The sequence below is a fragment of the Marinomonas flavescens genome, from assembly GCF_004352835.1.
In the GTDB taxonomy this organism is placed as follows: domain Bacteria; phylum Pseudomonadota; class Gammaproteobacteria; order Pseudomonadales; family Marinomonadaceae; genus Marinomonas; species Marinomonas flavescens.
Genome location: NZ_SJSB01000002.1, coordinates 119,862 through 142,923, shown reverse-complemented (window position 1 = coordinate 142,923; position 23,062 = coordinate 119,862). Strand labels below are relative to the sequence as shown.

Here is a 23,062-nt window from a genome sequence, read left to right as displayed (position 1 = left end):
TTGGTGTCAGTGCACCCCTCTAGACGCTAATTTAGATTCATTCTGTAAAATTCGATCCGAATCTAGTGAAGCAATAGATATCTCTGATTGAGGAGGTATCTCACCATTCAATTGCAACGCCTGATACCTCAACGCACATACCCGTAAAAAGGATGTGAAATTCGTTAGGTCATGCCCCGCCTTAATAGACTCTTGATATAACCGTGTTATTAACTGGGTCACACTTAGCCCATCTCTAGCACCAATTTCAGTTAATAATCGCCAATAGGCATTTTCTAGACGCACGCTTGTTACCATTCCGTCCATTCGAAGGGAGTGCGTGGTTGATGACCAAAGGTCAGCATCGGCATTAATAAAGAGTTTACACATAGATCTACCTCTTCGCTGATTAAGCAAAAAGTGTAGCGATAGAAGTAAGAAAGGGCAACAACGCAAGAAAGGACGATGAACTAGTCAAGAATTGCACCCTCAATAAGAAAGAAGATAAGAAAGCCGTTGCTACTGCTTTCTTATCTTTACGAGGTTATAGCAAGGCGATAAATTGCGCTAACCAAGCTGGATGAGCAGGCCATGCTGGTGCAGAAACCAAATTGCCACTCGTGACAGCTTGATCCACTGGAATGTCCGCATATTCGCCACCAGCTTGCTCAACTTCAGGACGACAAGCAGGGTAAGCGGAGCATTTCTTGCCTTTAAGTACACCTGCCGCTGAAAGTATTTGCGCACCATGACAAACCGTTGCGACAGGTTTGTTGGTGGTAAAGAAATGGCGAACCATCTCTAATACTGCAGGATTAAGTCGTAAATATTCAGGAGCACGACCACCAGGGATAACCAATGCGTCGTAGTCTTCAACATTAATTTTGTCGAAATCTGCGTTCAGCGCAAAATTATGGCCCGGTTTTTCCGTGTAAGTTTGATCGCCTTCAAAATCATGAATCGCGGTTTTGACGGTGTCACCACTCACTTTATCAGGGCAAACGGCATGAACAACATGACCAACCGCCATCAAGGTTTGAAATGGCACCATGGTTTCATAATCTTCGGTAAAATCGCCTGTAATCATTAGAATTTTTTTACTTGTCATCACTTGCTCCTGATTATTATTTTTGAACAGAGACCTGATAGTAACAACACCTAAAAGCAATCTGGTATTAAGTCATTACTACAAACATCTTAGCATCAGTATCCTGAATGAATACCGCGCATCAAACAATAAGACGCCTCGCTCGTGGCATGAGGCACCAAAGAAAACCAACAATACATAGCAAGATTAGCCTCTGTGGAAGTCGAACATGTTGTCCAACGAGTTCGCGTAGCGGTCAGGCGTTTGTTTTCCTAAAAAGCCAAGATTCCAGTTATTTTCAATAAATCGCAATACGGAGCTTTGATCAAGCTGTTGATGGTCTACTACATTATGTTTGGCCCATTTCGACACAATCAGGAATGGTAATCGTGGACCATAACCTGTTCCCGCCATATCCTTTGTCGCTTTGGGCGGCGTGACATGATCGTACCAGCCATCAGAATTATTCCATACCAACATAACCGCAGTACTTGGCCACACTGTACTTTGCTTTATCCGCGAAATCAGCTGTGTCAAAAAAGCTTGTTCATCTAAAGGCGAGGAGCTTCCAACATGGCCATTTTGCGAAGCTTTAGGGATCACATAACTCACCGCCGGCAAGTTATTGTTCTTTAAAGCGAGCCACATTTGACTCAAATCATATTGATGGTTGGCTTGATCCTGATACCCGATATTCGCCTCGGACTCTGGTGCCAGATGATGTGGATTAGCCGTTGTCTTAAAATATTGGAAAGGGTCATTATAAGAAAAGTAATCTTTTATTATTGAACCTTGTAGGCTCAATGAGCGGTCGACCAAAATTGCTTTGCCTTCTTTGGTTCGAGAACTAGGCATAAATCCGCCGATAAAAGCTCCCCAAGTAACCTGTTTTTGATTCAATAAATCGCCAATATTATTACCTGTCAGATGCACCTTATAATGATCTGAGCTTGCATCATCATAGAGCGGCTCGTTGTTACCTAGAAGGTAATCGTGGTAATTAACACCTGGTGACATTCGCGGCAAGACACCATGAGTAGTCCCTGCGATTTCGTTCAATAATCCCGACACAGTGGAAGAGTAGTCCGTGGCAAAAAAATGATCTGCCATGACATATTCCTGCGCATAATGCCAAAGCGCATGAAGTGTATTTCCGTCGTAATACCCCATAACAGACTGTGGAAAACAACCATCATCATTGATGCTATTGATTGGACCGCTGCTGTCCAACCAGATAAACATATTGTTTTCCCCATGGTTATACGAGGCTTTTTGGGCCAATGGACCATAGCCTAAATCGCACGTTGGCTCTGCGGGTGCAAGACGATACGGATTGGTTAAATTCGGATTTTGGGTCAGCACTGCCTTACTATATCCGGTCACTTGGGGCGTATTGTTAAGCGCATGAAAAGCCGCCTCGCCAGGCTTGTTTTCTGCTATTGGATAACGTCCAAAATAACGGTCAAAACTTTCGTTCTGTAACATCACTACGACAACGTGCTTGATCGGTGTGAGGGTCGGTCTAGATAACTCGTAATGCACCGAGGCACAGGGTGCATTTACACACAAAAGCGCTATCGAAAGGGCAATAAGAGATTTAATAACCACCATTTTTTCCTGTTCCAAAGAAGTCAAATTGATAATGGCGAATAAAAGGCTTCCACCATGGAAAGACCCCCGGCCCTGCATTTTTTATCAAAAATAAAGCGTTTTTTGATGGTGGCTCATAATAATTTGTCAGTAAATAATGCCCTGGCCCATCTAGTGTTATGTTCCGACCGTAATGAGTCCCGCCTTGAGCGACCATTGGAAGATAATCGGCTTCATAATGCCAATCGCTGCCTGCTTTCAAGAGTGCAAAATGGATTTTTAAACCAGGCATCCAAGACGTAGCGGGGAAACCTTGAGGATTTCCCGGCAGAGCATGTACATCCGTTTCCAAATGGATGTCTGCGTGAGTTTGTGCTCCCACCATTTTTGGCGACATCATGATACCTTGAATATAACTTGCCCCTACTTTCATACCATTGATACCTACATCAGGACCAAACACCACATCCAATGCCCACACCTTTGCGCTAAGCAAAACCAAAAAAAGATACATAGCTGAATGCATCATGACGAAACCCCTTTATGAATCTGACCCTTCGCATCCAAGGTAAAAGTATAAGTCAGTACAAACGGCTTCCACCAAGGAGCAACGCCCGTGGCTTTATCTATGTGTCGGAAAAAACCATTTTCTATGGGAGGTTGGTACTGAATACGCCACCGATATTGCCCTGCGCCATCTAGCATCATCACTTGGCCATATTCAGGTCCCGTTTGAGTTAAACGCATTGGTGAAATTATAGTTTTCTGCCAGATACCATCTAGTTTTTGTAACGTATAAGACACCTTACAAAACGAAATGAAATCATTCGTCACATAACCATTAGGATTATAGGCATTGGCTTTGGGACGGCTCCACAACACCAAATTTTCACCTTCCAGGCGTATACCACTGGAAAGATTCATACCATCTTTATCGATTGACCCCAACAGCGTATTCCCTTCACGCTCTTGCGCCTGAACCTGATGGCTCATCGTTATAAAACTCAGGGCTAAGAAAAATACAATAGAACGCATAATCCGTTCCTTTAATGAAACAGTAAAGATGGAAAAATACTCCATAAAGTGGCGACACTGAGTAGAATACAGCCAATGAAAAACAACAAACTGGTGACAATTTGTGCGCCTAAAGGCAAACTTTGTTTCTGCAGCCAACGCCATCCACTCACTAAATTAAACAGCAAAGCTATAGCCAATAAACCTACTTCTAAGACAATAACACCGCTGCCCAGTAAGGTTTTCAAGGACGCAAACAAGGTGCTGCCAAGACCTAATACAATGCACAACATCGCCATAGGTGCGAACTGATAACCAAAAATCGACATGCGCATCAATAGAGAATCTGAACGCTTCCTAAATAATCCACTCGCCAGCCATGAGCATATCAACAGAGGAAGTGCCAAGAGCAACGCACACCCAATCATAAAACCGCTAATCGAAATAAAATCGAGCCATAGATAATGTTGATTTAACGCAGAATTTTGATTCATTAACCAAGCAGGACCTGATTGAAATAAGCCATACCATTGACGAGACATAGCAAAATGTCCCAACGCTTGGCGAAACGAGACGTATAACGGAGTACTGCTCCACACAAAGCCAGCCACGGCCAGTCCCGGTGCAAGCCAGATGAACCATAATTCAGAAAAACAGGGAGCATGACGCTCAATATTAATTATCTCGCTGCCCAGCAAGCGCAGCTGTACCTTCAATCCCCCCCGTGAATCAGGATTTACGCAACGCGCACACTTAATACAATGACGCGATGTTTTCTTACTGCCAAGGTCAATACTAGTGGGGCATAAACCATTGTCACGATAACCTTCTGCTACAGCTTCAATGCGTTGATGATACTCATCCTTCTCCACCATACGGCGTTGTTTAGAGACCAAATTCGTCACACCCAATCGAGAGAAAACACCGAGAATGGAACCAATAGGACATAGATGACGACACCACACCCGACGACCTTGCTTATGCTCACTACCAAACAGCAAGCCACAACCAATGGCCAGCGCAAACATCACCGAAAACAACACTAAAGCAGTGTGTAAGTCGTCGCGAACATCGAGCGTTTGTGCCCATACAGTAATCAAGATAAAACTCATTGCGGCGGTCATCGGATGCTTAACAAAACGAGGCACAGGAATATGTGCTCCGAGATGACTGAACCATTCACTCATAGCACCCAATGGACACAATATTCCACACCATAAACGCCCGACAAATAACACAGACAATAAAGTACCCGGATACCATATGGCCCACAGCATCCATTCGCTGAACAGTTGGCTATTATTCCAAGGTGTTTGCCATTGATACTTGGGCACCGAATAGAACAAAGGCAGCACTAGCAATATACACAAGCACATAAGCATAAATACTTGCCAATAAAGACGACTACGACCGAGTCGTACCAAGCCTCCATCTAGCCATTTTTCTACTCGTGCCGGTTGAGATGAAAACATCATGACCCTCATAAAATCGTCCAAATTTTTTTAAGTAAAGGACAAGTAATGCTGTATATGCGCTTATAAATAGGAGCTACTATCGAAAAAATGAAGCGAGTCACAGACTCGCTTCAAATAGCATGACAACCCCTGCAGTTAAAAATCACCCATGCTTTATAATGTTATGACGCTACGACACCAGTTTCTGGATCTAGGATAAGCACATGAGCTTTATTATCTTTACTAAAGTTCAGCATGCCATTCAAAGCACCGGCATGAGCATCCATCGAATTTCCGGCGCGGCCTAGTTTCCAATTGTCCTCAATGAAACGCATTACCGAGCTTTGATCTGTCACTGAGTGATCAATAAAGTTTGTTTTTGCGTAAGGAGACACCACCAACAAAGGCAAGCGAGGGCCGTATCCGTGACGTCCAGTTTGCTCAGCAAAATGGTTTTTAGGTGGCATAACGTGATCGTAGTAACCATCAGAATCATCATAAGCAATGACAATCATGGTATCTTTCCAGGTCGGCAGTTTTTCCAATCGATTAATGGTATTAACTAAGAAACGTTGCTCATCAAGAGGGTTGGAATATCCTGCATGTCCATCTTCAATGCCTTTCGCTTTCAAGAAAGTCACCGCTGGAAGATGGCCAGAATCAGCCGCTCTCCAGAAAGTTTTTAAGCTGTATTGATGGTTGGCTTGATCATCGTCACCTACTTTCGCAATGCTAGATGGCGGGTAATGATGTGGGTTAGAAGTAGATTGGAAATATTGAAATGGTTCGTGATGAGGGATGTAATCACCTTTCACACCACCAAATTGGTTAGTGCTTTTCATGCCACATGTCGCAAAGCCATTTTTATAGCTGGTTGGATCAAAACCACCCTCAAACCAGCCCCAAGTAACGTGTTTTTTATTCAATAAATCGCCAACATTATGGCCACTGAGCACAATCCGTTTTTTCGGGTCTGTCGCATTCAAATCATGCTCATATTTTTTTGCCATGCTTGCATCTGAGTAGGAGCAATCATCTAATCGAGGATTATTATCGCCCACCAAATTACCGCCTTCGACTCCTGGTGTATGCTCTTGCATCACAGGGCCTGTGCGACCCACTACTAGATTTAATGCACCTGGAGTAGATGGACCAAAAATAGTGCCGTAAGAGTTATCACTCATAGCAAAGTTTTGTGCGTAATTCCAAAGCGCTGTCACGGTATTACCATCGTAATAACCCATTACCTGACGCTGACCTTCAGCAGAATGTTTATTGCCTGCTTTGGCAAAAAACTGATTCATCAAACCGCCGTTATAAGCATCTTGCTCAGCGTCGTATCCATGGTCTTGATCAAAAGGCTCTTGGTTTCGCACCATACGAAATGGATTGAGTTCATTGGGGTTATGTTTAAGAAGTTGTTCCGTCAATCCGTTCATCGCAGGTGTATTCGCTTTAGCATGAAAAGCGGGCTCACCTTTTGGATTTGTTGCGTTTGGATAGGTGCCAAAATAATGATCGAATGACACATTTTCTTGAAAAATCACTACCACATGCTTAATCGGCGTAGCCGTGTACTCTGATGCATTGGCTGCATGAACAGCAGTAGAAATACATAAAGGCAAAGCAAGTGCTGTGCACGTCCCTAATAAAGATGGTTTTGATAAGCGCATGGAAACTTCCCTGTAGACTCAGATTGAAAAGCACATAGTCAGTAGGAATACTGAATGTGATTCAGACTAGAGGGGGTTAATGACAGAATTGTGTCCGTTTTTTTACGAACAAGAAGATTTCAAATCTCTTACGTTTTATTAAGAGAAAAATGACTGTAGGTCTTTTTTTGTGCTCTATGTAAATGATTATCTTATAATTTTTGAGAATTGTTTTCCTGAATATCAGCAACTTTCAGTTACTAGACATTTCAATAGCTCAATAGTTTCCGTGAAAAACAACAACGCTTTAAATCGTTAATAATTTTTTCATCTATGTCACTAAAACTGACGCCTCACTGTTTTTGTACAAGAAGCATACAAGACGCCCTTTCTTAAACAGTCGGTTAATGTATAATCACGCGCCGTGTTTGGCCAAATGGGTCAGGCTGGTCGTGTTGATATTTTAATTTGGGTTCCCTCACCCCAAACAGCATTCAAGTCAAAATCAAAAAAAAGGCACCACAATGAATAATTTTACTCCTGAGCAGCGACGTAAGGCGCTAATCTATCTTGCAGCATTCCATCTGTTGGTTATCGCTTCAAGCAATTACCTAGTACAAATCCCTTTTACGGTATTGGGTTTTCACACCACATGGGGGGCATTCACTTTTCCCTTTATTTTTCTAGCGACAGATCTCACGGTTCGAATTTTAGGTGCACGGCTAGCCCGTCGCATTATTTTTCTAGTCATGATGCCATCACTGATTGTGTCTTATGCGCTATCCGTTATCTTTGCTCAGGGCCAATTTCAAGGCTACGAAGATCTAACCTCGATAAACTGGTTTGTCATGCGTATTGCCATCGCAAGTTTAGTCGCCTACTTATTTGGTCAGATCTTAGATGTGCAAGTTTTTAACCGTCTTCGTCAAATGAAGCAATGGTGGATCGCACCCGCAGCGTCAACACTGCTAGGAAATGGTTTAGACACGTTAGTTTTCTTTAGTATTGCTTTCTATCAAAGCCCAGATCTATTTATGGCGCAGCATTGGAAAGAGATTGCACTAGCAGATTACAGCTTCAAGCTGTTTATTAGCATTGGATTATTTATTCCAATGTACGGTGTTTTGTTAACCTATTTAGTGAAAAAAATCACTGCCGTGAAGCCTGATTTCCGATTAGTCGGCGTCAAAGTTTAGTCACCCATGAGAAAGGAGCGGCGAAGCTCCTTTCTCAGAGATTAAAGCCAATATAGCAACTTCCGCTCTTTTTGATAATTTACCAAAGATCCCCAAACCAATCTCGATGGCAAAGATAAAGTCGCAGGTCGAACTCTAGCTGATGGTAATCTGGCTCCATGTAACAACATAATTTATAGAAAGCCTTGTCATGTTCTTTCTCTCGTAAATGCGCCAGCTCATGTACAACGATCATCTTTAATAGTGGTTCAGGAATACGACGAAACAAAGAAGATATTCGAATCTCATTTTTAGCTTTGAGTTTATTTCCCTGCACTCGCGACACGAAGGTATGCAGCCCTAATGCATTATTGATTACATGAATTTTATCGTCGTAAACAACTTTACTAATAGGAGCGGAACTGCGCATAAATTGATTTTTCAATGCCATTGCATAATCATACAGCGGACGAGTACCGTTAATATTGTGAGCGTCCGGGTATCGTTTTAATAAAAAATCAGCCGTTTTTCCTGCCTCAAGCAAACCTTGCGCCTGCTGTTGAAGCTGTGCACTGTAGGCATTGAGATAACGTAAATTCGGTGCCTCTTGGTTACTCTGACTCATAATACTTTTCCTACAAAGCGAGACCGGATAAAGACCTCATTTTACCCGACTTTGGATTCAAACACCGACAAGAAATAAATACATTAAAAACATAACGACTGAGTCATGGCATCAGCATGTCAATTTCTTATCTGTATAAACACACGAATATGGAAATAATCTAAGAAAAAGTAAGTTTCTCAAAACGGCTCTAAGTCCACTCAAATTTTTATGTTAAATTTCAACGCACAGGCGATGTTTTGATAATTAACAAAATGTAGAACACATTATCTTGCCTTAATGACAGCGGCTTTATTAGCCGCTTTTTCAATAGAAAGGGTTTTCATGATTTTAAAGTACAGCTTACCTATATTGGTTATGTTCGCTGCACAAATGGCTTTTGCTGCTACTGCTGACAAAAAAACAATAGTATCTATCGACAAAAAAGGAGTGTCAGGCTCTTTCGAATTAGGAATACAAAGAACCTCAGGTACCAGTGATACTAACAATATCAACGGCGCAATACACATCGATCAAAATTTAGAAAATTGGCGTAATCATTATTCCTTTGAGTCTATCTATTCAGACTCTGACGATGTAACGACAGCAGAAATTTATCGAGGGTCACTACAAAGTGACTATAAGTTTAACGATAAAGAATTTTGGTACCTCCGCGGCCAAGCAGAGAGAGACCTTTTTTCTGGTTATAAATACAAAAGTAGTGTTTCAACTGGTTATGGTAACCGAGTTTGGCAGGAGGAAGATGGCTCTTTCCTAGAGGCCTCAGCGGGTATTGGTTATCGAAGAAACCAAATTGAAACAGGCACTGAGGAAGGCAGCCTTGATCGTGGTGTTATCACTCGCCTAGCGGTGAAATTAACCAAGAAACTGTCACCCACATCGGCTTTTCGACAATCTCTAACTACGCAGATAAATATCGAGAATTTAGAAACAGTGACCGAATCTATTAGCTCCTTACAAGCCAATATTGCGAATAACTTTGCAATGAAACTTTCGTATCGAATCCAGTATTCATCAAAAGTACCGACCGATACTGAAAAGACAGACACTGAGACCGCCGTTACCTTGCTGTATTCTTTCTAACAAGACAATCCCATCAATATAGATTATGTAACGAGCGATTACAGCGTCTAAACATCATGAAGCAAAGGTGTAACCTTTTGTAATCAAATAAATATTATTTCTAGGCATGTTATTTTCTCGAATAACTTGCTGCTCACAGGGAGCCGCCACACAACAGACACGCAAGGAAAAGACCTTTCCTTGTCCTGTGTGACAGTAGTGAATAAAGAAAGCAGTTATTTACTTTTGACTGTTTATTAACATGGAGACAACAATGAAAGCCAAATACCACCTCCCTCTTCTCGCCATTCTGGCAACACAGATGGCCTATGCCGATACAAATCCACAGAATAAGACGCAAAAACCTTGGCAGGGATCTGCAGAATTAGGGATGATTTTGACAACGGGGAACAGCCAAACAACCAATATCAACAGTAAGCTTAATATCGTTCAGCAATTAAAAAAGTGGCGTAATACTTATACCTTCTCTTCGATTTATGCCGACTCTGATGACACTAAAACAGAAGAGCAATATCGCGGAACAGTCCAAGGTGATTATATATTTAACGACCACCAATTTTGGTATGTTCGTGGTGCTTATGACAAGAACTTATTCTCAGGTTATGAATATCAAAGTTCAACCTCTACCGGTTATGGTAATCGCTTTTGGCAAGAAGATGACGGTTCCTATTTAGAGGCATCTGTAGGTCTAGGTTATCGAAATAACATAATTGATGAAAATAATACAACGGATGATTCAGAACGCACGCCCATCACACGTTTTAGCGCGACTTATGAGAAAAATCTCTCTAAAACCTCTCTATTTAGACAAGAGCTAAACACTGAGATAGGCACAGAGCACGGCAGTTCAATCACTGAATCTGTCTCATCGCTACAAGCTAATATCGTCGACAATCTTGCTATGAAAGTTTCATACCGGATCAAGTACTCTTCAGAGGTGCCTGCAGACACAGAGAATACCGATACAGAAACAACGGTATCCATGCTCTATTCTTTTTAGGCTAATTCCCGAGGCTCTTGGTGAAAGAGAAGAAGGTTTGACTACAGGTCGCCTTCTTCTATTAGCGCGCGTAATTCATCTTGAAGCTTTTCAATGTGCTCAACCAAAATATGTTGTTTTTGATCAGGGATTTGTGAAATATCTTGGAGTGATATCTGCTTTAGATCTATAAGCAATTGCGAAAAATGTTCCATGCTGCGCCTCTCCTTGAAAACAGAATCCACTACGCTACCTGATTTTTATTTTAGCTTCCGCCAACCACGGTTTAAAGTTTGTGTAAAAGTGGCTTTTCTGACAATAAAAAACCATCATTAATCCTGCTAATATCTTTTAATTACCAAGCAAATAAACGCTAATTTTTCAGTCTATGTCAGACAATCTACAACATCTCATCACAATTGATTTTTATGAAAAATCGAGTGAAAAAATCCTGTAATGATTTCCTACATTTCTAGACACTTTAATACATTTCTATCCCCTATTTACAGGGGGATCTGTGGTAAAATGGCTTGATCTGTCAAACCATTGTCATGAATACGAAATAGAAGGCAATGTGCTTATTTTCGCACCAACCTGAGTGACTTTTACTATGGTCAAAACAGGTTTATTGTATGACACAGAACGAAACAACAAACATGCAAAACGAACATTGGAAAATGTTTATCTAAGGAGAAAGGAAATGTCTTTAACATTGACTAAACGTACAATTTTTGGTGGCATCATCGCCGCTTCATCAATCTCTACTTTGGCACTTGCAGCCCCTACTGAAGGCTTCACCATTTCGCCAAGTATTGGTTACTACAATTTTGATAACGATCGTAAAACGGATAACGATACCGCTTATTCTTTAGGCCTAGGTTATCAGTTCAACAGCCCATGGGCCGTTGAATTTAATTACCTTAATGCAGACAGCAAAAAAAGCGGTCAGAAAGTAGGTGTTAATGAATATCGTCTAGATGGCTTATACAGCCTACCTGAATTCAAAAACACAAACCTTACTCCTTATCTAGCAGCGGGTGTTGGTACTGCAGACTTCAGTAAAGCATCTGACAGCAATAACGCATTTGTGAATGCTGGTGGTGGTGTGAAATACGCAATCAATGATGCATTGGCTCTTCGTGCTGATTTTCGTCTAGTAAAAGACGTAGAAGATAATCACCTAGACAACATCACAACCGTTGGCGTGCAGTACACTTTTGGTACTTCTCATAAGTCAGCAGCAAGCGATAACTCAGATTCTGATGCCTACGCTCAACCACAAGAAACCGCTGAGCCAGTTGCAGCAGTTACAGAGCAACAACCTGTAGAAGATAAAGCACCAATGGTCGAGCAAGCACAACCTGTGGAACCAACGCCAGCGCCTAAACCTGCGCCTGCTGTTGTAGCTCCAGTCCATGCGGTGAACCTAGTTGTTCCATTTGCAACAAACTCAGCAGAAGTTCAACAGAAGTTCTACCCTGAAATTGCTAAATTGGCGGCTTACTTAGAAGCAGAACCTAAAGCAACCGTTATGATCGAAGGCTATACCGATAACAAAGGTGCCGCTAGCTACAACAAAAAACTATCTGAAAAACGTGCCAAAGCAATTTCAAACGTACTGGTAACGACGTTTAACATATCTAAAGATCGTGTTTCTTCAATTGGTTATGGTGAAGAAAAACCACTAATGGCTAACGATACTGCAGAGCACAGAAAAGCAAACCGCCGTGTTGTTGCTGTCGTTTCAAAAAACGAAGCATAATCTCAATAATACTTTAGAACGACGTATTATTAGACACAGTAGTTTATAAGAATACGCCAGATGATCATCATCTGGCGTATTTTTTTATCTGGGTACTAGCAGTACCAAATCAGAGAGCACCATCGACTGGCTTAACCCACTCTCAGCGTAATGACATGATATTCAAGAAGTGAAAATGGTCTGTAAAAACCCCCTTTTTTCCTCCTATATTTCCATTCGAAAACCTCTATTAAAAACACATTGATCCTAATTTTTAGTCTAATAAGTCAGTGTCATGTCACGATTACGAAATAGTCATAAAAACCTGAGTTTTAGCTTATTTTTCAAGGGCTTTTAAGTATCTAAAAAACGCGTATTGTTGATCTTAGAGAAACGAAATGATTCATTCATTAGGAGATATAACATGTCTATTTCATTGAAGAAACGCACTCTTTTTAGCGGCGTGATATTAGCTACTTCTCTTTCCACTATGGCTTATGCTCAACAACCAAAAGAAGGCTTCACTGTCACACCAAGCCTTGGTTACATTCACACTGATTCAGACCGTAATCTTTCTAATGATGCCACTTATGCAGTCAGCGTGGGTTACCAAACCAAAACGCCATGGGCTGCAGAATTAACCTACTTACATTCAGATTTGAAACACCGAGGCAGTAGTGTTGATCTAGACCAATACCGAGTCGATGGTATTTATAACCTACCAGAATTTACCAATGCGAAATTTTCGCCTTATGTCGCAGCAGGTATTGGTAATACTTACTACACCAAAAACTCATCAGCGAATGGTAATAATACGTTTGTGAATGCGGGTGGCGGGGTGAAATACGCAATCAATCAAGATGTTTCACTGCGTGCAGATTTTCGTTTAACAAAAGACTTAACCAATACTAAATTCGACAATATTACCTCTGTTGGTGTGCAATATAGTTTCGGTAAACCGGCTTCTCTATAAAGTAAAACCGAACCTCTAAATTAAAACCGTACTGACAAAAATGCCCAATGAATGTCACTTCAATTGGGCATTTTTATAGGTACGCTATATAACTCACATGTGGCCAACGACAGATTAAGTGTTTAAGGCATTAAATAACGGCTCACACCCTCAGCAGCGCGGTAACCAGTCGCAAAACACGCGGTTAACAAATAGCCTCCTGTTGGCGCTTCCCAATCGAGCATTTCACCCGCACAGAAAACACTGGGCATATTTTTTAACATTAAATAGTCATCAACGCTGTCTTCACAAACACCACCAGCACTAGAAATGGCTTCGCTAATAGGTTTGGCTTTATACAATCGTACCGGAATAGCTTTTAAGCAACGAGCTAGCCCCTCAGGGGTCTGCCACGACGTTTTTGTATGGGATTCATAAAGCAAGGCAGACTTAATACCACTAATGCCAACCGTGCGTTTTAAGTATTTACTGAAAGACTCTTTAGGCTTGGTTTTTTGAAGCTTCATTATCAACTGCTCTTCGCTAAATGCAGGCAGCAAATCTACCAACAAATTCGCCTCACCAGACACGTTTATCGCGTCTCGTAGGTATTTGGAAAAAGCGTACACAAGGCTGCCCTCTAACCCATCTTTAGTGACAATGCACTCGCCTTTGCGAGTCACGGATTGGCCTTCTAGTGTGGTAAAAGTAAACGCCATGTCTTTAAGTGGGTTACCTGCAAACTTGTTCTGTAAGTGCTCACTCCATTCGCTGTAAAAGCCGCAATTAGCACTCTCTAACGGAGCGACTATCACGCCTTTGTCGCTCAAAATACGATGCCAAGCCCCATCAGAACCTAGTTTTGGCCAGCTTGCTCCACCCATCGCCAAAACAATGGCATCGGCAAACCCAGTGACATTGTCGCCATCATGTTCAAAGGTTGCGCTCTTTGGTTGCAGCGCTGTCATTTTATGACGCATATGAAACTGCACACCTCCCTCACGAAGGCGCTTAAGCCAATGTCGGAGTAATGGCGCGGCTTTCATATCGCTCGGAAATACGCGGCCAGAAGTGCCAATGAAAGTCTCAATACCAAGGTCGTGAATCCACTGACACAGGGCATCAGCGTCAAAGCCACTGATCGAAGTATCCAGCCACTGAGCTTTGTCGTAATAACGCTGAATAAAATCAACATAAGGTTCAGAGTGGGTAATGTTCATACCGCCTACACCAGCGAGTAGAAATTTTCGGCAAGCGCTTGGCTTAGCATCATAAACATCGACCTTAAATCCCGCAGCACAAAGACGTTCTGCAGCCATCAATCCCGCAGGACCAGCACCAATAACCATGACAGACTTCTGTTGTTGCACCGGGATCACCTTAAACCAAAAGAGCGCATGATAAAGAAAAATGGTCACTGCACCAATGTTTCATCGAAAATTCTCTTCAGACTTAACGCACCACGAGTAAGCATACCATCGTTATGCTCTGCGCCATTGCGGAACAGCATCAGGATAAGTAACAACATATTGCCTCAAAAAATCAGACTAACTCTTGGAAAAATCCACTGATTTTCAAAGCATTAGATTTTTTTACACATACAAACAAAAGAACAGGCTCATTTTTTGCAGATTGAAACAAACGTTGCAAACAAAGTTTTACTTACCGCTTCAAGAGGAACACTGCATGAAAAAACTGACTCGCTTATCTTTTATTGCCATCGCCGTTGCAATTAGCGGAAGCGCTTTCGCTGCCGATAAGGTAACTTTTCAACTTGATTGGCTGCCTGGAGGGGATAAAGCCCCAGTCTATGTGGGAATCCAGCAAGGTTTTTTTAAAGCAGTAGGGATCGATGTAAAAATCGCCAGCGGACGAGGCTCAACGGATGCCGTCACCAAGATTGCAACGGGGCAATCCGATGTGGGCAGTTCTGACATTGGTGCACTAATGGCGGCGAGAGCCCAAGACAAAGTCCCTGTTAGTGCCGTACTTTCGTACTTTACCGAAGCACCTCACGCTTTTTATGTGCTAGACAGCAGTGGCATTAACAGCATCAAAGATTTAAAAGGCAAAAAAATTGCCACCTCACCATTCACTTCTTCGAACGCCTTTTTACCTTTGGTGCTAAAAGAAAATGGCGTGCCAATAGACTCGATTAAATTAACCAAGGTCGATCCCGGCGCACTAGGCCCAATGCTAATGATAGGAAATACCCAAGCCATTATCGCTTGGGTCACTAACACCGCCTTATTTGAACAACAAGCGGCTCAAGCAGGCAAAAAAATCAAAGTATTGCCTTGGTCCGAAGGCGGCTTATCACTTTATAGCTCTGCTTTGCTAGCATCGGATAAATTTCTAGAAAAACGACCAGACGTCGCAAAACGCTTTATTAAAGCCTACGCACAATCGGTTAAATTCACTTTTGATCATCCAGACAAAGCAGGTCTAGATCTCCATAAAATGGTACCAGAAGTTGACGCGAAAATTGCGGCGGCACAAATAGCCAGTATTCATAACCTCGTTTATAACAAAATAACCCAGGAAGATGGATTTGGCGCACTCACACCAAAACGCATTGCCGCGACTTGGAAATACGTAGCCGAAGCCAATAACCTTAGCCCCGACTCGCTCGACCCTGAATCCATTGTTAACAGACACTTCATCCCAAAAAATAAATAATCCCACTACAGATAGTGAGCTGCTCTAAAAGCAGCTCACTAAAGAGAAGCTGATATATGAGCGAATCAACAGAGAAAAGCAGTCAAAATGCGTACGTTAGCATGAAAGACGTTGGCCATCGTTATGATCCAAACCCAGATGCTCCAATGGCCGTTCAAGACATCAATTTAGACATTCATCGTCATGAATTTGTGGCAGTTGTAGGACCTTCAGGCTGTGGTAAATCGACCCTCTTACGCATGGTAGCTGGGCTGCTTATCCCAAGCCACGGCGAAGTCTCCGTCTTTAATCGCCCCGTTACTGAACCTCGTGATGACGTAGGAATCGTTTTTCAAAAGCCAAATTTATTGCCTTGGCTCACCGTGAAAAAGAACGTGCTCTTTCCGTTGAAACATAAATATGGCCGAGTCAGTCCAGAAGATATAAAGCGCGCCGACGAGCTGTTAGCAATGACAGGATTAAGCGCCTTTGCCGAAAAGATGCCAGACGAGTTATCTGGTGGTATGCAACAGCGCGTTGGCATCGTTCGCGCGTTGTTATTAAACCCAGACATACTGCTAATGGACGAACCCTTCTCCGCACTCGACGCACTCACAAGAGAGCAAATTGGTTTCGACCTATTGGATATCTGGCGTGACCATCCAAAAACCGTCTTATTCATTACCCACTCGATCAGTGAAGCTGTGTTACTAGCGGACCGTATTTTGGTTATGAGTAAACGACCTGGCAGTGTTCTAGATTTAATTGACGTTGGCCTACCAAGGCCCCGTTCACCTGAAACCATTAACTCTGCACGCTTTTCCGAACTAACGAACATCATTCGAGGGCATATTTATGAGCCAAACGTCCACGCCTAAAAACGCTTGTCTACAATGGTTTGGTAAGCAAGGTTACCGCTTTGCACCCGCCATATTTTTCATTAGCTTGATTATTGTTTGGGAGCTCGGATGTACATTAGGCCACGTTCCCCAATACATTCTGCCATCACCTTCGTCGATTGTTCATGCCTTTTTTAACGTTGAATTCTCTCGTTGGATGACCCACTTGTGGGCCACATTACGCGTCGCTTTAATGGGTTTTGGCCTCTCAATTCTGATCAGTTTACCGCTTTCTATTGCGATGATTCGTTCAGAATTATTAAACCGCACGCTCTACCCTATGTTGATTGTGATCCAATCTACGCCAGTGGTGGCAGTTGCTCCCTTAATCATTGTCCTGATGGGAACAGGTGATCCATCTCGAGTGTTGATTACTTGTCTGATCACTTTTTTTCCTATGGTTGTATCCACCACAACCGGCATGCTGGAAACACCGCCAGAACTTATTGAGTTAAGTAAATCCTTACGTGCACCGCGTTATCGTGAAACGTGGCAAATTCGAATTCCTTATGCGATTCCTCATATATTCAGTGGCTTACGCATTTCTATCACTCTCGCCATTATTGGTGCTGTGGTAGCGGAGTTTGTCGCTGCTGAGCAAGGCTTAGGTTACTTTATCCAGTTTTCCACTTCGTTCTTTAAAATCCCTCAGGCATTTGCAGGCTTAATCTTTTTATCTGCCATCAGCTTGTTGCTGTTTAAATCTGTCCAATGGATTCAGATGTGGTTGTTTCCTTGGAGTTTGCCAAAGAAAAAATAGCATTGCTAAAAGTAGAATGTATTTAGAAGCCTTTTTAAACACACACGATCAGTAATAAAACATCGTTATCTAAAAGGACTCACTTATGGGCTTATCTGCTCAAGACGAACAGCATCTACGTCATAGTTTCAAATTAGCCGATGATGCCAAGCAACAAGGCATTCACCCTTTCTCTGCTGTATTAGTGGATGAAAGCGGTGAGGTTCTCATGGAACAAGTGAACGGTTACTTGCCAGACTTGGATATGACAGGGCACGCCGAACGACTCATTATGACTCGTGCCAGCAAGGCTTATCGCCCAGAGTTCCTCAACAAATGCAGCTTATTTATATCTGCCGAACCTTGCGCCATGTGCGCGGGGGCTATCTATTGGTCAGGCGTTGGGCGCGTTGTGTATGGATTAAGCGAAGAGCGCCTAAAAGGCATCACTGGCAATCATCCAGAAAATCCTACCTTAGCCCTGCCGTGCCGCACTGTCTTCGAATCAGGACAACGTCAAACAGAAGTGATCGGTCCGGTATTAGAAGACGATGCCGCCGCATTGCATAATGGCGTTTGGTAACAACGCTCAATTCTCTTCATTTTTGCCCGCGAAAGCGGGTTTTTTATTATTTATGCTTCACTGAATCAATAGATAGGCATATCTTAATAACGCTTAAGTACCAAAAAGCTTATATTTGGTACAAGCGCTTCAACCTACTTTTCTCAATGAGAACAACCACGGTTTACGTGTTCCAATAACCCAACCAATCATTGCTAGGAGAAGGGCTATCTATGAAATGTCAGTCAATTCTACTGTCCATTTTAATGCTCACCGTACTGAGTGCCTGCCAATCTGATAGTGGCTCTCGTGCTATGGGAACAGTTGAACGTGACCGCATCCGCTTATCTGCGACAGCCTCAGAGCAAATTACATTCGTAAACGTCCATGACGGCCAGACTGTCCAAAAAGGCGAATTATTACTGCAATTAGACACCCGCAGTGCCAATGCATTAGTCAGCCAGCGCAAAGCCGAACTCGTTCAAGCCAAAGCCGCTCTGAGTGAACTCATCGCCGGCACCCGACCAGAACAACTCAGTGCAGCACTGGCAGCCTTGGAGGCTTCTCAGGCAGACAGCAAAGAAGCAGAACTTAAATATCAACGTAGTGCCAAGCTATATAAAAGCAACGTCATAGGCACCGCCGATTTAGACGCAGCCAAAGCCAAACGAGACAGTTCGCATGCGAAAGCCAAGCAAGCTTATGATCAATGGCTAGAACTTAAAAATGGTGCGAGAAAAGAAGACATTGAACAAGCAAGCGCCAGAGTAAAAGCAGCGCAGGCAGCATTAGTCTGGCAGGAACAAGCCCGCAAAGACCTAGCGATCAAAGCACCTATCAATGGCATCATCGACACCATTCCTTGGCATGTCGGAGATCGAGTCTCATCTGGCACTCAACTCGTTAGCCTGATATCTTCAAGTCAGCCTTACGCTCGCGTCTACTTACCTGCCACCGCACGCACAAAAATCCACATTGGCGATACTGTTTCTGTGTTCGCAGATGGCATTAAGACACCGTTTCAAGGACGTGTGCGCAATATTCGTTCACAACCTGCCTACACACCTTTCTATGCGCTAAATGAACGCGATAGAGCTCGCCTGATGTATTTAACCGACATAGACCTTGAACATGCCGACCAGCTACCAACAGGGCTAGCGGTTGAGGTTCATTTGCCATGAACACCGACTCAACGAAAGAGCAACAGGTCGTTGAATACGCCATAGAGGCACAAGGGCTTACCAAACGTTTTGGCAACAACATTGCGGTCAATCAGTTCGACTTACGCATCCCTAAAGGCAGTATTTATGGTTTTTTAGGCCCTAATGGTTGTGGCAAATCCACCTGCATGCGTTTATTGACTGGACTGTTAGAGCCGACCGAAGGACAAATACGGATTTTAGGAGAAAATCTCGCTGGCCATGAAGAATCGCTTAAGCAGCGCATGGGCTACATGACCCAGAAATTCTCCTTGTACGAGAAATTAACCGTGCGAGAAAATCTCGATTTTGTGGGCGCGGTGTATGGTCTTTCTAGAGCTCGTAGAAAAATCCGCATCGAAGAGTTACTCACGCTATACGATTTAGAGCATCAAACCAAACAGTTCGCGGGCTCCATGAGTGGCGGTCAACGGCAGCGCCTAGCTTTAGCCTGTGCAACGCTGCACTCTCCAGAGCTATTATTTCTCGATGAACCAACCTCTGCAGTAGACCCTGAAAATCGCCGTGAATTCTGGGAAAGATTATTCGACCTTTGCTCGGTAGGCACCACCATTTTAGTCTCCACCCATTATATGGACGAAGCTGAACGTTGCCACGCCTTAGCCATCATGGAACAAGGCTATAAACGGGCAGATGGCTCACCGAAAACGCTAATGGAAACCATGCCGGCCACCGTTGTTGAAGTAAGTGGTGACGAATTACGTCAGCTAAAACAAAACCTTATACAGCACAGTGAGATCATGTCTGCGGCTCAAATTGGTGCTCATTTACGTGTTTTGGTCAAACAGGAGGTACAAGACCCATTAGGCTTTATCAAACAATTAAGCGCTGGAAGAAACGCCGTACTGGCACGCCCTAGTCTAGAAGACGTGTTTGTTGCCTGTACTGGAGGTCGTCATGTGGGCTAGGGTTTGGGCTATTTTCATCAAAGAGTTAAAAGAGCTATCCCGCGATAGAATGACCTTTGCCATGATCATCATGATTCCACTTACTCAGCTCATGCTATTCGGCTACGCCATTAATACCGATGCTCGACATATCCCCGTCGGCCTTGTCGATTTAAGCCAAACATCAGAAAGTCGAGCCGTAGAACAAGCCATTGTGGCCACCCAATCGGTCGATTTTGTATCACGTTACGCTTCTATCAAAGAGGCTGAAGTGGCGATCACTAAAGGCGATATTAGTGCTGTGCTTTATTTACCTGCAGACATGACTCGCCGCTTATTCAGCCACCCTTTATACGACCATCAGCAGCCTTATTCGGCGCTAACTCGCCCTATTGGACAATGGATAGTCGATGGTTCCGACACCGTCATCGCAGCAAGTATTCGCGCCTTGCGCAACCTGCCATTAGACGAAATAAATGGTCTAGCGACAGCACGGACAGCCCCCAGCTTTGAGGTTGTTCAATACTATAATCCCGAACAACGCACGGTGGTAAATACTCTCCCAGGCCTGCTCGCGGTGATTCTTACCATGACAATGATTTTGTTTACTTCTGCGGCGATTGTGAGGGAGCAAGAACAAGGCAATATGGAATTTTTGATTACTACGCCGGTGCGTCCGATAGAACTGATGATTGGGAAAATTGCGCCTTATGTCATCGTTGGACTCGTACAAGTGACTATTATCTTAAGCATGGGTCATTGGATTTTCGCAGTGCCAATAAAAGGGGGATTGTTGTCGCTGTTTTTTGCATCGTTATTATTTATTTTTGCCAGCTTAGCCCTTGGTCTCGTCATTTCAACAATCGCGAAAACACAACTCCAAGCAATGCAAATGACCATCTTCATTTTGCTACCCTCTATATTGTTATCAGGGTTCATGTTTCCTTACGATGCAATGCCTGTCGCTGCTCAATGGATCGCCGAAGCCCTGCCAGCAACGCACTTTATGCGTATGATTCGAGCCATCGTATTGAGAGATGCAAATATACTTTTATTGGGTAAAGACGCACTGTGGTTGGGGCTATTTACCATGGCTGGCTTAGCCATCGCGTCCTTGCGATTTAATAAAAAATTAGAATAGTCGATGATTAAACAACACGTCAGCACTTAGGCTTTAGGTGGCTCATTACCAGACTGTATCCCCGCTGTTAATGCTAAGCGCATGGCTTCTTCCACGCCGATGTCCAGCACGGTTAAACGGTCTCGAGAAATGTACAAGGTAATACCACCAATCTGATAACTCAGTGGCACATAAACGCCGACGAGATTTTGATCGCCAAAGAGTTTTTCGCCAGTTTTTTCACCCGTGATAAAACCGATAACCTGAGCGCCATTCCACTCTAGCGATACCACACTTTTCATTTCTTTCTTTTCGGACAAATTAAAGACCATCATCATGTCTTTAAACGCCCCATAAATGGACTTTACTAACGGAATACGCTCGAAAATATTTTGGCTTAACTTGACCAAATAACGAATACCATAGAGATTGACTAGCAGACCAATCAGCACCAAAGCGCCCAATGAGGCCAGTAAACCCAGCCCAGGAAAATATAACGAATCGGGAATAATCCAAGTGATAACAGGTTTGGCGATTTTTTCACCCGTCGCCAATAACCAATAAATCAAATAGACAGTAAGGCCGATCGGTAACACCGCGACCAAACCCTTTAATAATAAGGTAATCAGTTTATTCATTTTTCCATCGTCTCTTAAGTTTGCAACAGCATAACGCAAGCTTTATGCCATACCAATGCTTCATCCGCCACAGCGCCTGAGATTGACACAAAGATTGCCGATCATTGAGAGAGCTTATACTCTATCTCTCTGCAATTACCTATTCCTTCTGTTTATCCCTTATGTGCCCGTGCTTTACCAAAGCCGCCCCTGTGCCATATGATAGTTTCAAGATAACAATGAGTTAACGGCATCCTACCCACCAAGGATTCAATAATGAAATTAAATTGCGATATGGGCGAAGCGTTTGGTACCTGGAAAATGGGGCTAGATGCGCAAATTATGCCCTATGTAGACCAAGCCAATGTTGCCTGTGGTTTTCACGCCTCAGATCCTCTTACGATGGCCAACACTGTCGCCTTGGCGAAGCAGCATAATGTCAGTATTGGTGCGCATCCGGGGTATCCTGATCTAGTCGGTTTCGGGCGTCGCAATATGGACATTGCTCCCGCGGAATTAAAAGCCATTATTCAATATCAAATTGGCGCCCTTAAAGGCGTTTGTGGAAGTCAAAATACACAAATTGACTACGTTAAACCACACGGCGCCATGTACAACCAAATGATGGCAGACAACGCGATATTAGAAACCGTGATGCAAGCCGTTAGTGAGCTGGATGCCACGCTCCCCTTGATGGTTGGAGCGGTACCTGAAGCACCAGCAATCAAAAAGCTCGCTAAAAAATACGGACTAACGGTTTGGTTTGAAGCCTTTGCCGATCGTCTTTATACCGACGAAGGCCGTCTTACTCCACGCAAAGAGCCAAATGCCGTCCACGCGAGTTACGCCTTGATCGAGAAGCAAGTCGAGCAATTATGCGAATCCGGCACAGTCACTTCTGGCTCAGGTAAAACCCTTGCCATTCACGCGGACACCATCTGTGTACATGGCGATGGCGACCATGCCGTAGAAGCCGTAACCAAGCTGCGACAAATTGTTGATACCTTTAATCAACAAGAAAACAGGTAG

At 43.3% G+C, this 23,062-nt stretch carries 24 protein-coding genes; 13 read left to right on the top strand and 11 right to left on the bottom strand.

Annotated elements, in window-relative coordinates; genetic code table 11:
* Positions 1–6 precede the first annotated feature (6 nt).
* From E0D70_RS02790 to E0D70_RS02760, 7 genes are all read right to left on the bottom strand, one after another.
* Positions 7–369, bottom strand: a complete 363-nt coding sequence (locus E0D70_RS02790; protein WP_133010754.1) for a ribbon-helix-helix domain-containing protein — start codon at positions 367–369, stop codon at positions 7–9.
* 154 nt (positions 370–523) lie between these two features.
* On the bottom strand, positions 524–1,087 hold the full coding sequence (locus tag E0D70_RS02785; RefSeq protein WP_133010753.1) for a DJ-1/PfpI family protein: 564 nt from the start codon (positions 1,085–1,087) through the stop codon (positions 524–526).
* A gap of 186 nt (positions 1,088–1,273) precedes the next feature.
* The gene (locus E0D70_RS02780) at positions 1,274–2,677 is read right to left on the bottom strand and encodes an alkaline phosphatase family protein (RefSeq protein WP_165942857.1); all 1,404 of its coding nucleotides are present in this window, start codon (positions 2,675–2,677) and stop codon (positions 1,274–1,276) included.
* Positions 2,664–3,185: an iron transporter gene (locus tag E0D70_RS02775; protein ID WP_133010751.1), complete on the bottom strand. Its 522-nt coding sequence runs from the start codon at positions 3,183–3,185 to the stop codon at positions 2,664–2,666. The genes E0D70_RS02780 and E0D70_RS02775 overlap by 14 nt, the downstream gene beginning before the upstream one ends.
* Positions 3,182–3,691 carry an iron transporter gene (locus E0D70_RS02770; protein ID WP_165942856.1) on the bottom strand — a complete coding sequence of 170 codons (510 nt, stop codon included), beginning with the start codon at positions 3,689–3,691 and terminating at the stop codon, positions 3,182–3,184. Before E0D70_RS02770 ends, E0D70_RS02775 begins: the two co-directional genes overlap by 4 nt.
* An 11-nt stretch (positions 3,692–3,702) precedes the next feature.
* Complete coding sequence (locus E0D70_RS02765) at positions 3,703–5,145, bottom strand: 4Fe-4S binding protein (RefSeq protein ID WP_165942855.1); 1,443 nt, start codon at positions 5,143–5,145, stop codon at positions 3,703–3,705.
* A 161-nt stretch (positions 5,146–5,306) separates the two neighbouring features.
* Positions 5,307–6,797 carry a phospholipase C gene (locus E0D70_RS02760; protein WP_133010748.1) on the bottom strand — a complete coding sequence of 497 codons (1,491 nt, stop codon included), beginning with the start codon at positions 6,795–6,797 and terminating at the stop codon, positions 5,307–5,309.
* Between the two features lie 503 nt (positions 6,798–7,300).
* Here E0D70_RS02760 and E0D70_RS02755 point away from each other — a divergent pair.
* Entirely contained in the window at positions 7,301–7,972 is a 672-nt protein-coding gene (locus E0D70_RS02755; protein ID WP_133010747.1) for a 7-cyano-7-deazaguanine/7-aminomethyl-7-deazaguanine transporter, read from the top strand.
* 79 nt (positions 7,973–8,051) lie between these two features.
* On the opposite strand, the gene E0D70_RS02750 is transcribed toward E0D70_RS02755, so the two are convergent.
* A complete protein-coding gene (locus tag E0D70_RS02750; protein WP_133010746.1) occupies positions 8,052–8,576 on the bottom strand; it encodes a YgjP-like metallopeptidase domain-containing protein in 525 nt (174 codons plus the stop codon).
* Between the two features lie 324 nt (positions 8,577–8,900).
* On the opposite strand from E0D70_RS02750, the gene E0D70_RS02745 reads away from it, so the two are divergent.
* Entirely contained in the window at positions 8,901–9,659 is a 759-nt protein-coding gene (locus tag E0D70_RS02745) for a DUF481 domain-containing protein (RefSeq protein ID WP_207923187.1), read from the top strand.
* Positions 9,660–9,912: 253 nt separating this feature from the next.
* Entirely contained in the window at positions 9,913–10,659 is a 747-nt protein-coding gene (locus tag E0D70_RS02740) for a DUF481 domain-containing protein (RefSeq protein WP_133010745.1), read from the top strand.
* Positions 10,660–10,700: 41 nt separating this feature from the next.
* Here the strand turns inward: E0D70_RS02740 and E0D70_RS17475 are convergent, their stop codons facing one another.
* Positions 10,701–10,853 (bottom strand): hypothetical protein, encoded by a 153-nt coding sequence (locus E0D70_RS17475; protein ID WP_165942854.1) that lies wholly within the window; start codon positions 10,851–10,853, stop codon positions 10,701–10,703.
* 485 nt (positions 10,854–11,338) lie between these two features.
* Between E0D70_RS17475 and E0D70_RS02735 the strand changes: the two genes are divergently transcribed.
* Both E0D70_RS02735 and E0D70_RS02730 read left to right on the top strand, forming a co-directional pair.
* Positions 11,339–12,400, top strand: a complete 1,062-nt coding sequence (locus tag E0D70_RS02735) for an OmpA family protein (protein ID WP_133010744.1) — start codon at positions 11,339–11,341, stop codon at positions 12,398–12,400.
* Between the two features lie 403 nt (positions 12,401–12,803).
* Complete coding sequence (locus E0D70_RS02730; protein ID WP_133010743.1) at positions 12,804–13,352, top strand: porin family protein; 549 nt, start codon at positions 12,804–12,806, stop codon at positions 13,350–13,352.
* A gap of 122 nt (positions 13,353–13,474) precedes the next feature.
* Here E0D70_RS02730 and E0D70_RS02725 read toward each other — a convergent pair whose 3' ends face one another.
* Positions 13,475–14,701, bottom strand: a complete 1,227-nt coding sequence (locus E0D70_RS02725; protein ID WP_240536946.1) for a TIGR03862 family flavoprotein — start codon at positions 14,699–14,701, stop codon at positions 13,475–13,477.
* Positions 14,702–15,017: 316 nt separating this feature from the next.
* Between E0D70_RS02725 and E0D70_RS02720 the strand changes: the two genes are divergently transcribed.
* From E0D70_RS02720 to E0D70_RS02690, 7 genes are all read left to right on the top strand, one after another.
* Positions 15,018–16,010: an ABC transporter substrate-binding protein gene (locus E0D70_RS02720; protein WP_133010742.1), complete on the top strand. Its 993-nt coding sequence runs from the start codon at positions 15,018–15,020 to the stop codon at positions 16,008–16,010.
* A gap of 56 nt (positions 16,011–16,066) precedes the next feature.
* A complete protein-coding gene (locus E0D70_RS02715) occupies positions 16,067–16,867 on the top strand; it encodes an ABC transporter ATP-binding protein (RefSeq protein ID WP_133010741.1) in 801 nt (266 codons plus the stop codon).
* Positions 16,845–17,648, top strand: a complete 804-nt coding sequence (locus E0D70_RS02710) for an ABC transporter permease (RefSeq protein WP_133010740.1) — start codon at positions 16,845–16,847, stop codon at positions 17,646–17,648. The genes E0D70_RS02715 and E0D70_RS02710 overlap by 23 nt, the downstream gene beginning before the upstream one ends.
* Before the next feature lie 85 nt (positions 17,649–17,733).
* Complete coding sequence (locus E0D70_RS02705) at positions 17,734–18,210, top strand: nucleoside deaminase (protein WP_133010739.1); 477 nt, start codon at positions 17,734–17,736, stop codon at positions 18,208–18,210.
* Between the two features lie 212 nt (positions 18,211–18,422).
* A complete protein-coding gene (locus tag E0D70_RS02700) occupies positions 18,423–19,370 on the top strand; it encodes an HlyD family secretion protein (protein ID WP_133010738.1) in 948 nt (315 codons plus the stop codon).
* A complete protein-coding gene (locus E0D70_RS02695; RefSeq protein ID WP_133010737.1) occupies positions 19,367–20,317 on the top strand; it encodes an ABC transporter ATP-binding protein in 951 nt (316 codons plus the stop codon). Before E0D70_RS02700 ends, E0D70_RS02695 begins: the two co-directional genes overlap by 4 nt.
* Complete coding sequence (locus tag E0D70_RS02690; RefSeq protein WP_133010736.1) at positions 20,307–21,437, top strand: ABC transporter permease; 1,131 nt, start codon at positions 20,307–20,309, stop codon at positions 21,435–21,437. Before E0D70_RS02695 ends, E0D70_RS02690 begins: the two co-directional genes overlap by 11 nt.
* A 26-nt stretch (positions 21,438–21,463) precedes the next feature.
* Here the strand turns inward: E0D70_RS02690 and E0D70_RS02685 are convergent, their stop codons facing one another.
* Positions 21,464–22,054: a DUF502 domain-containing protein gene (locus E0D70_RS02685; RefSeq protein ID WP_133010735.1), complete on the bottom strand. Its 591-nt coding sequence runs from the start codon at positions 22,052–22,054 to the stop codon at positions 21,464–21,466.
* Between the two features lie 255 nt (positions 22,055–22,309).
* Between E0D70_RS02685 and E0D70_RS02680 the strand changes: the two genes are divergently transcribed.
* Positions 22,310–23,062 carry a 5-oxoprolinase subunit PxpA gene (locus E0D70_RS02680; RefSeq protein ID WP_133010734.1) on the top strand — a complete coding sequence of 251 codons (753 nt, stop codon included), beginning with the start codon at positions 22,310–22,312 and terminating at the stop codon, positions 23,060–23,062.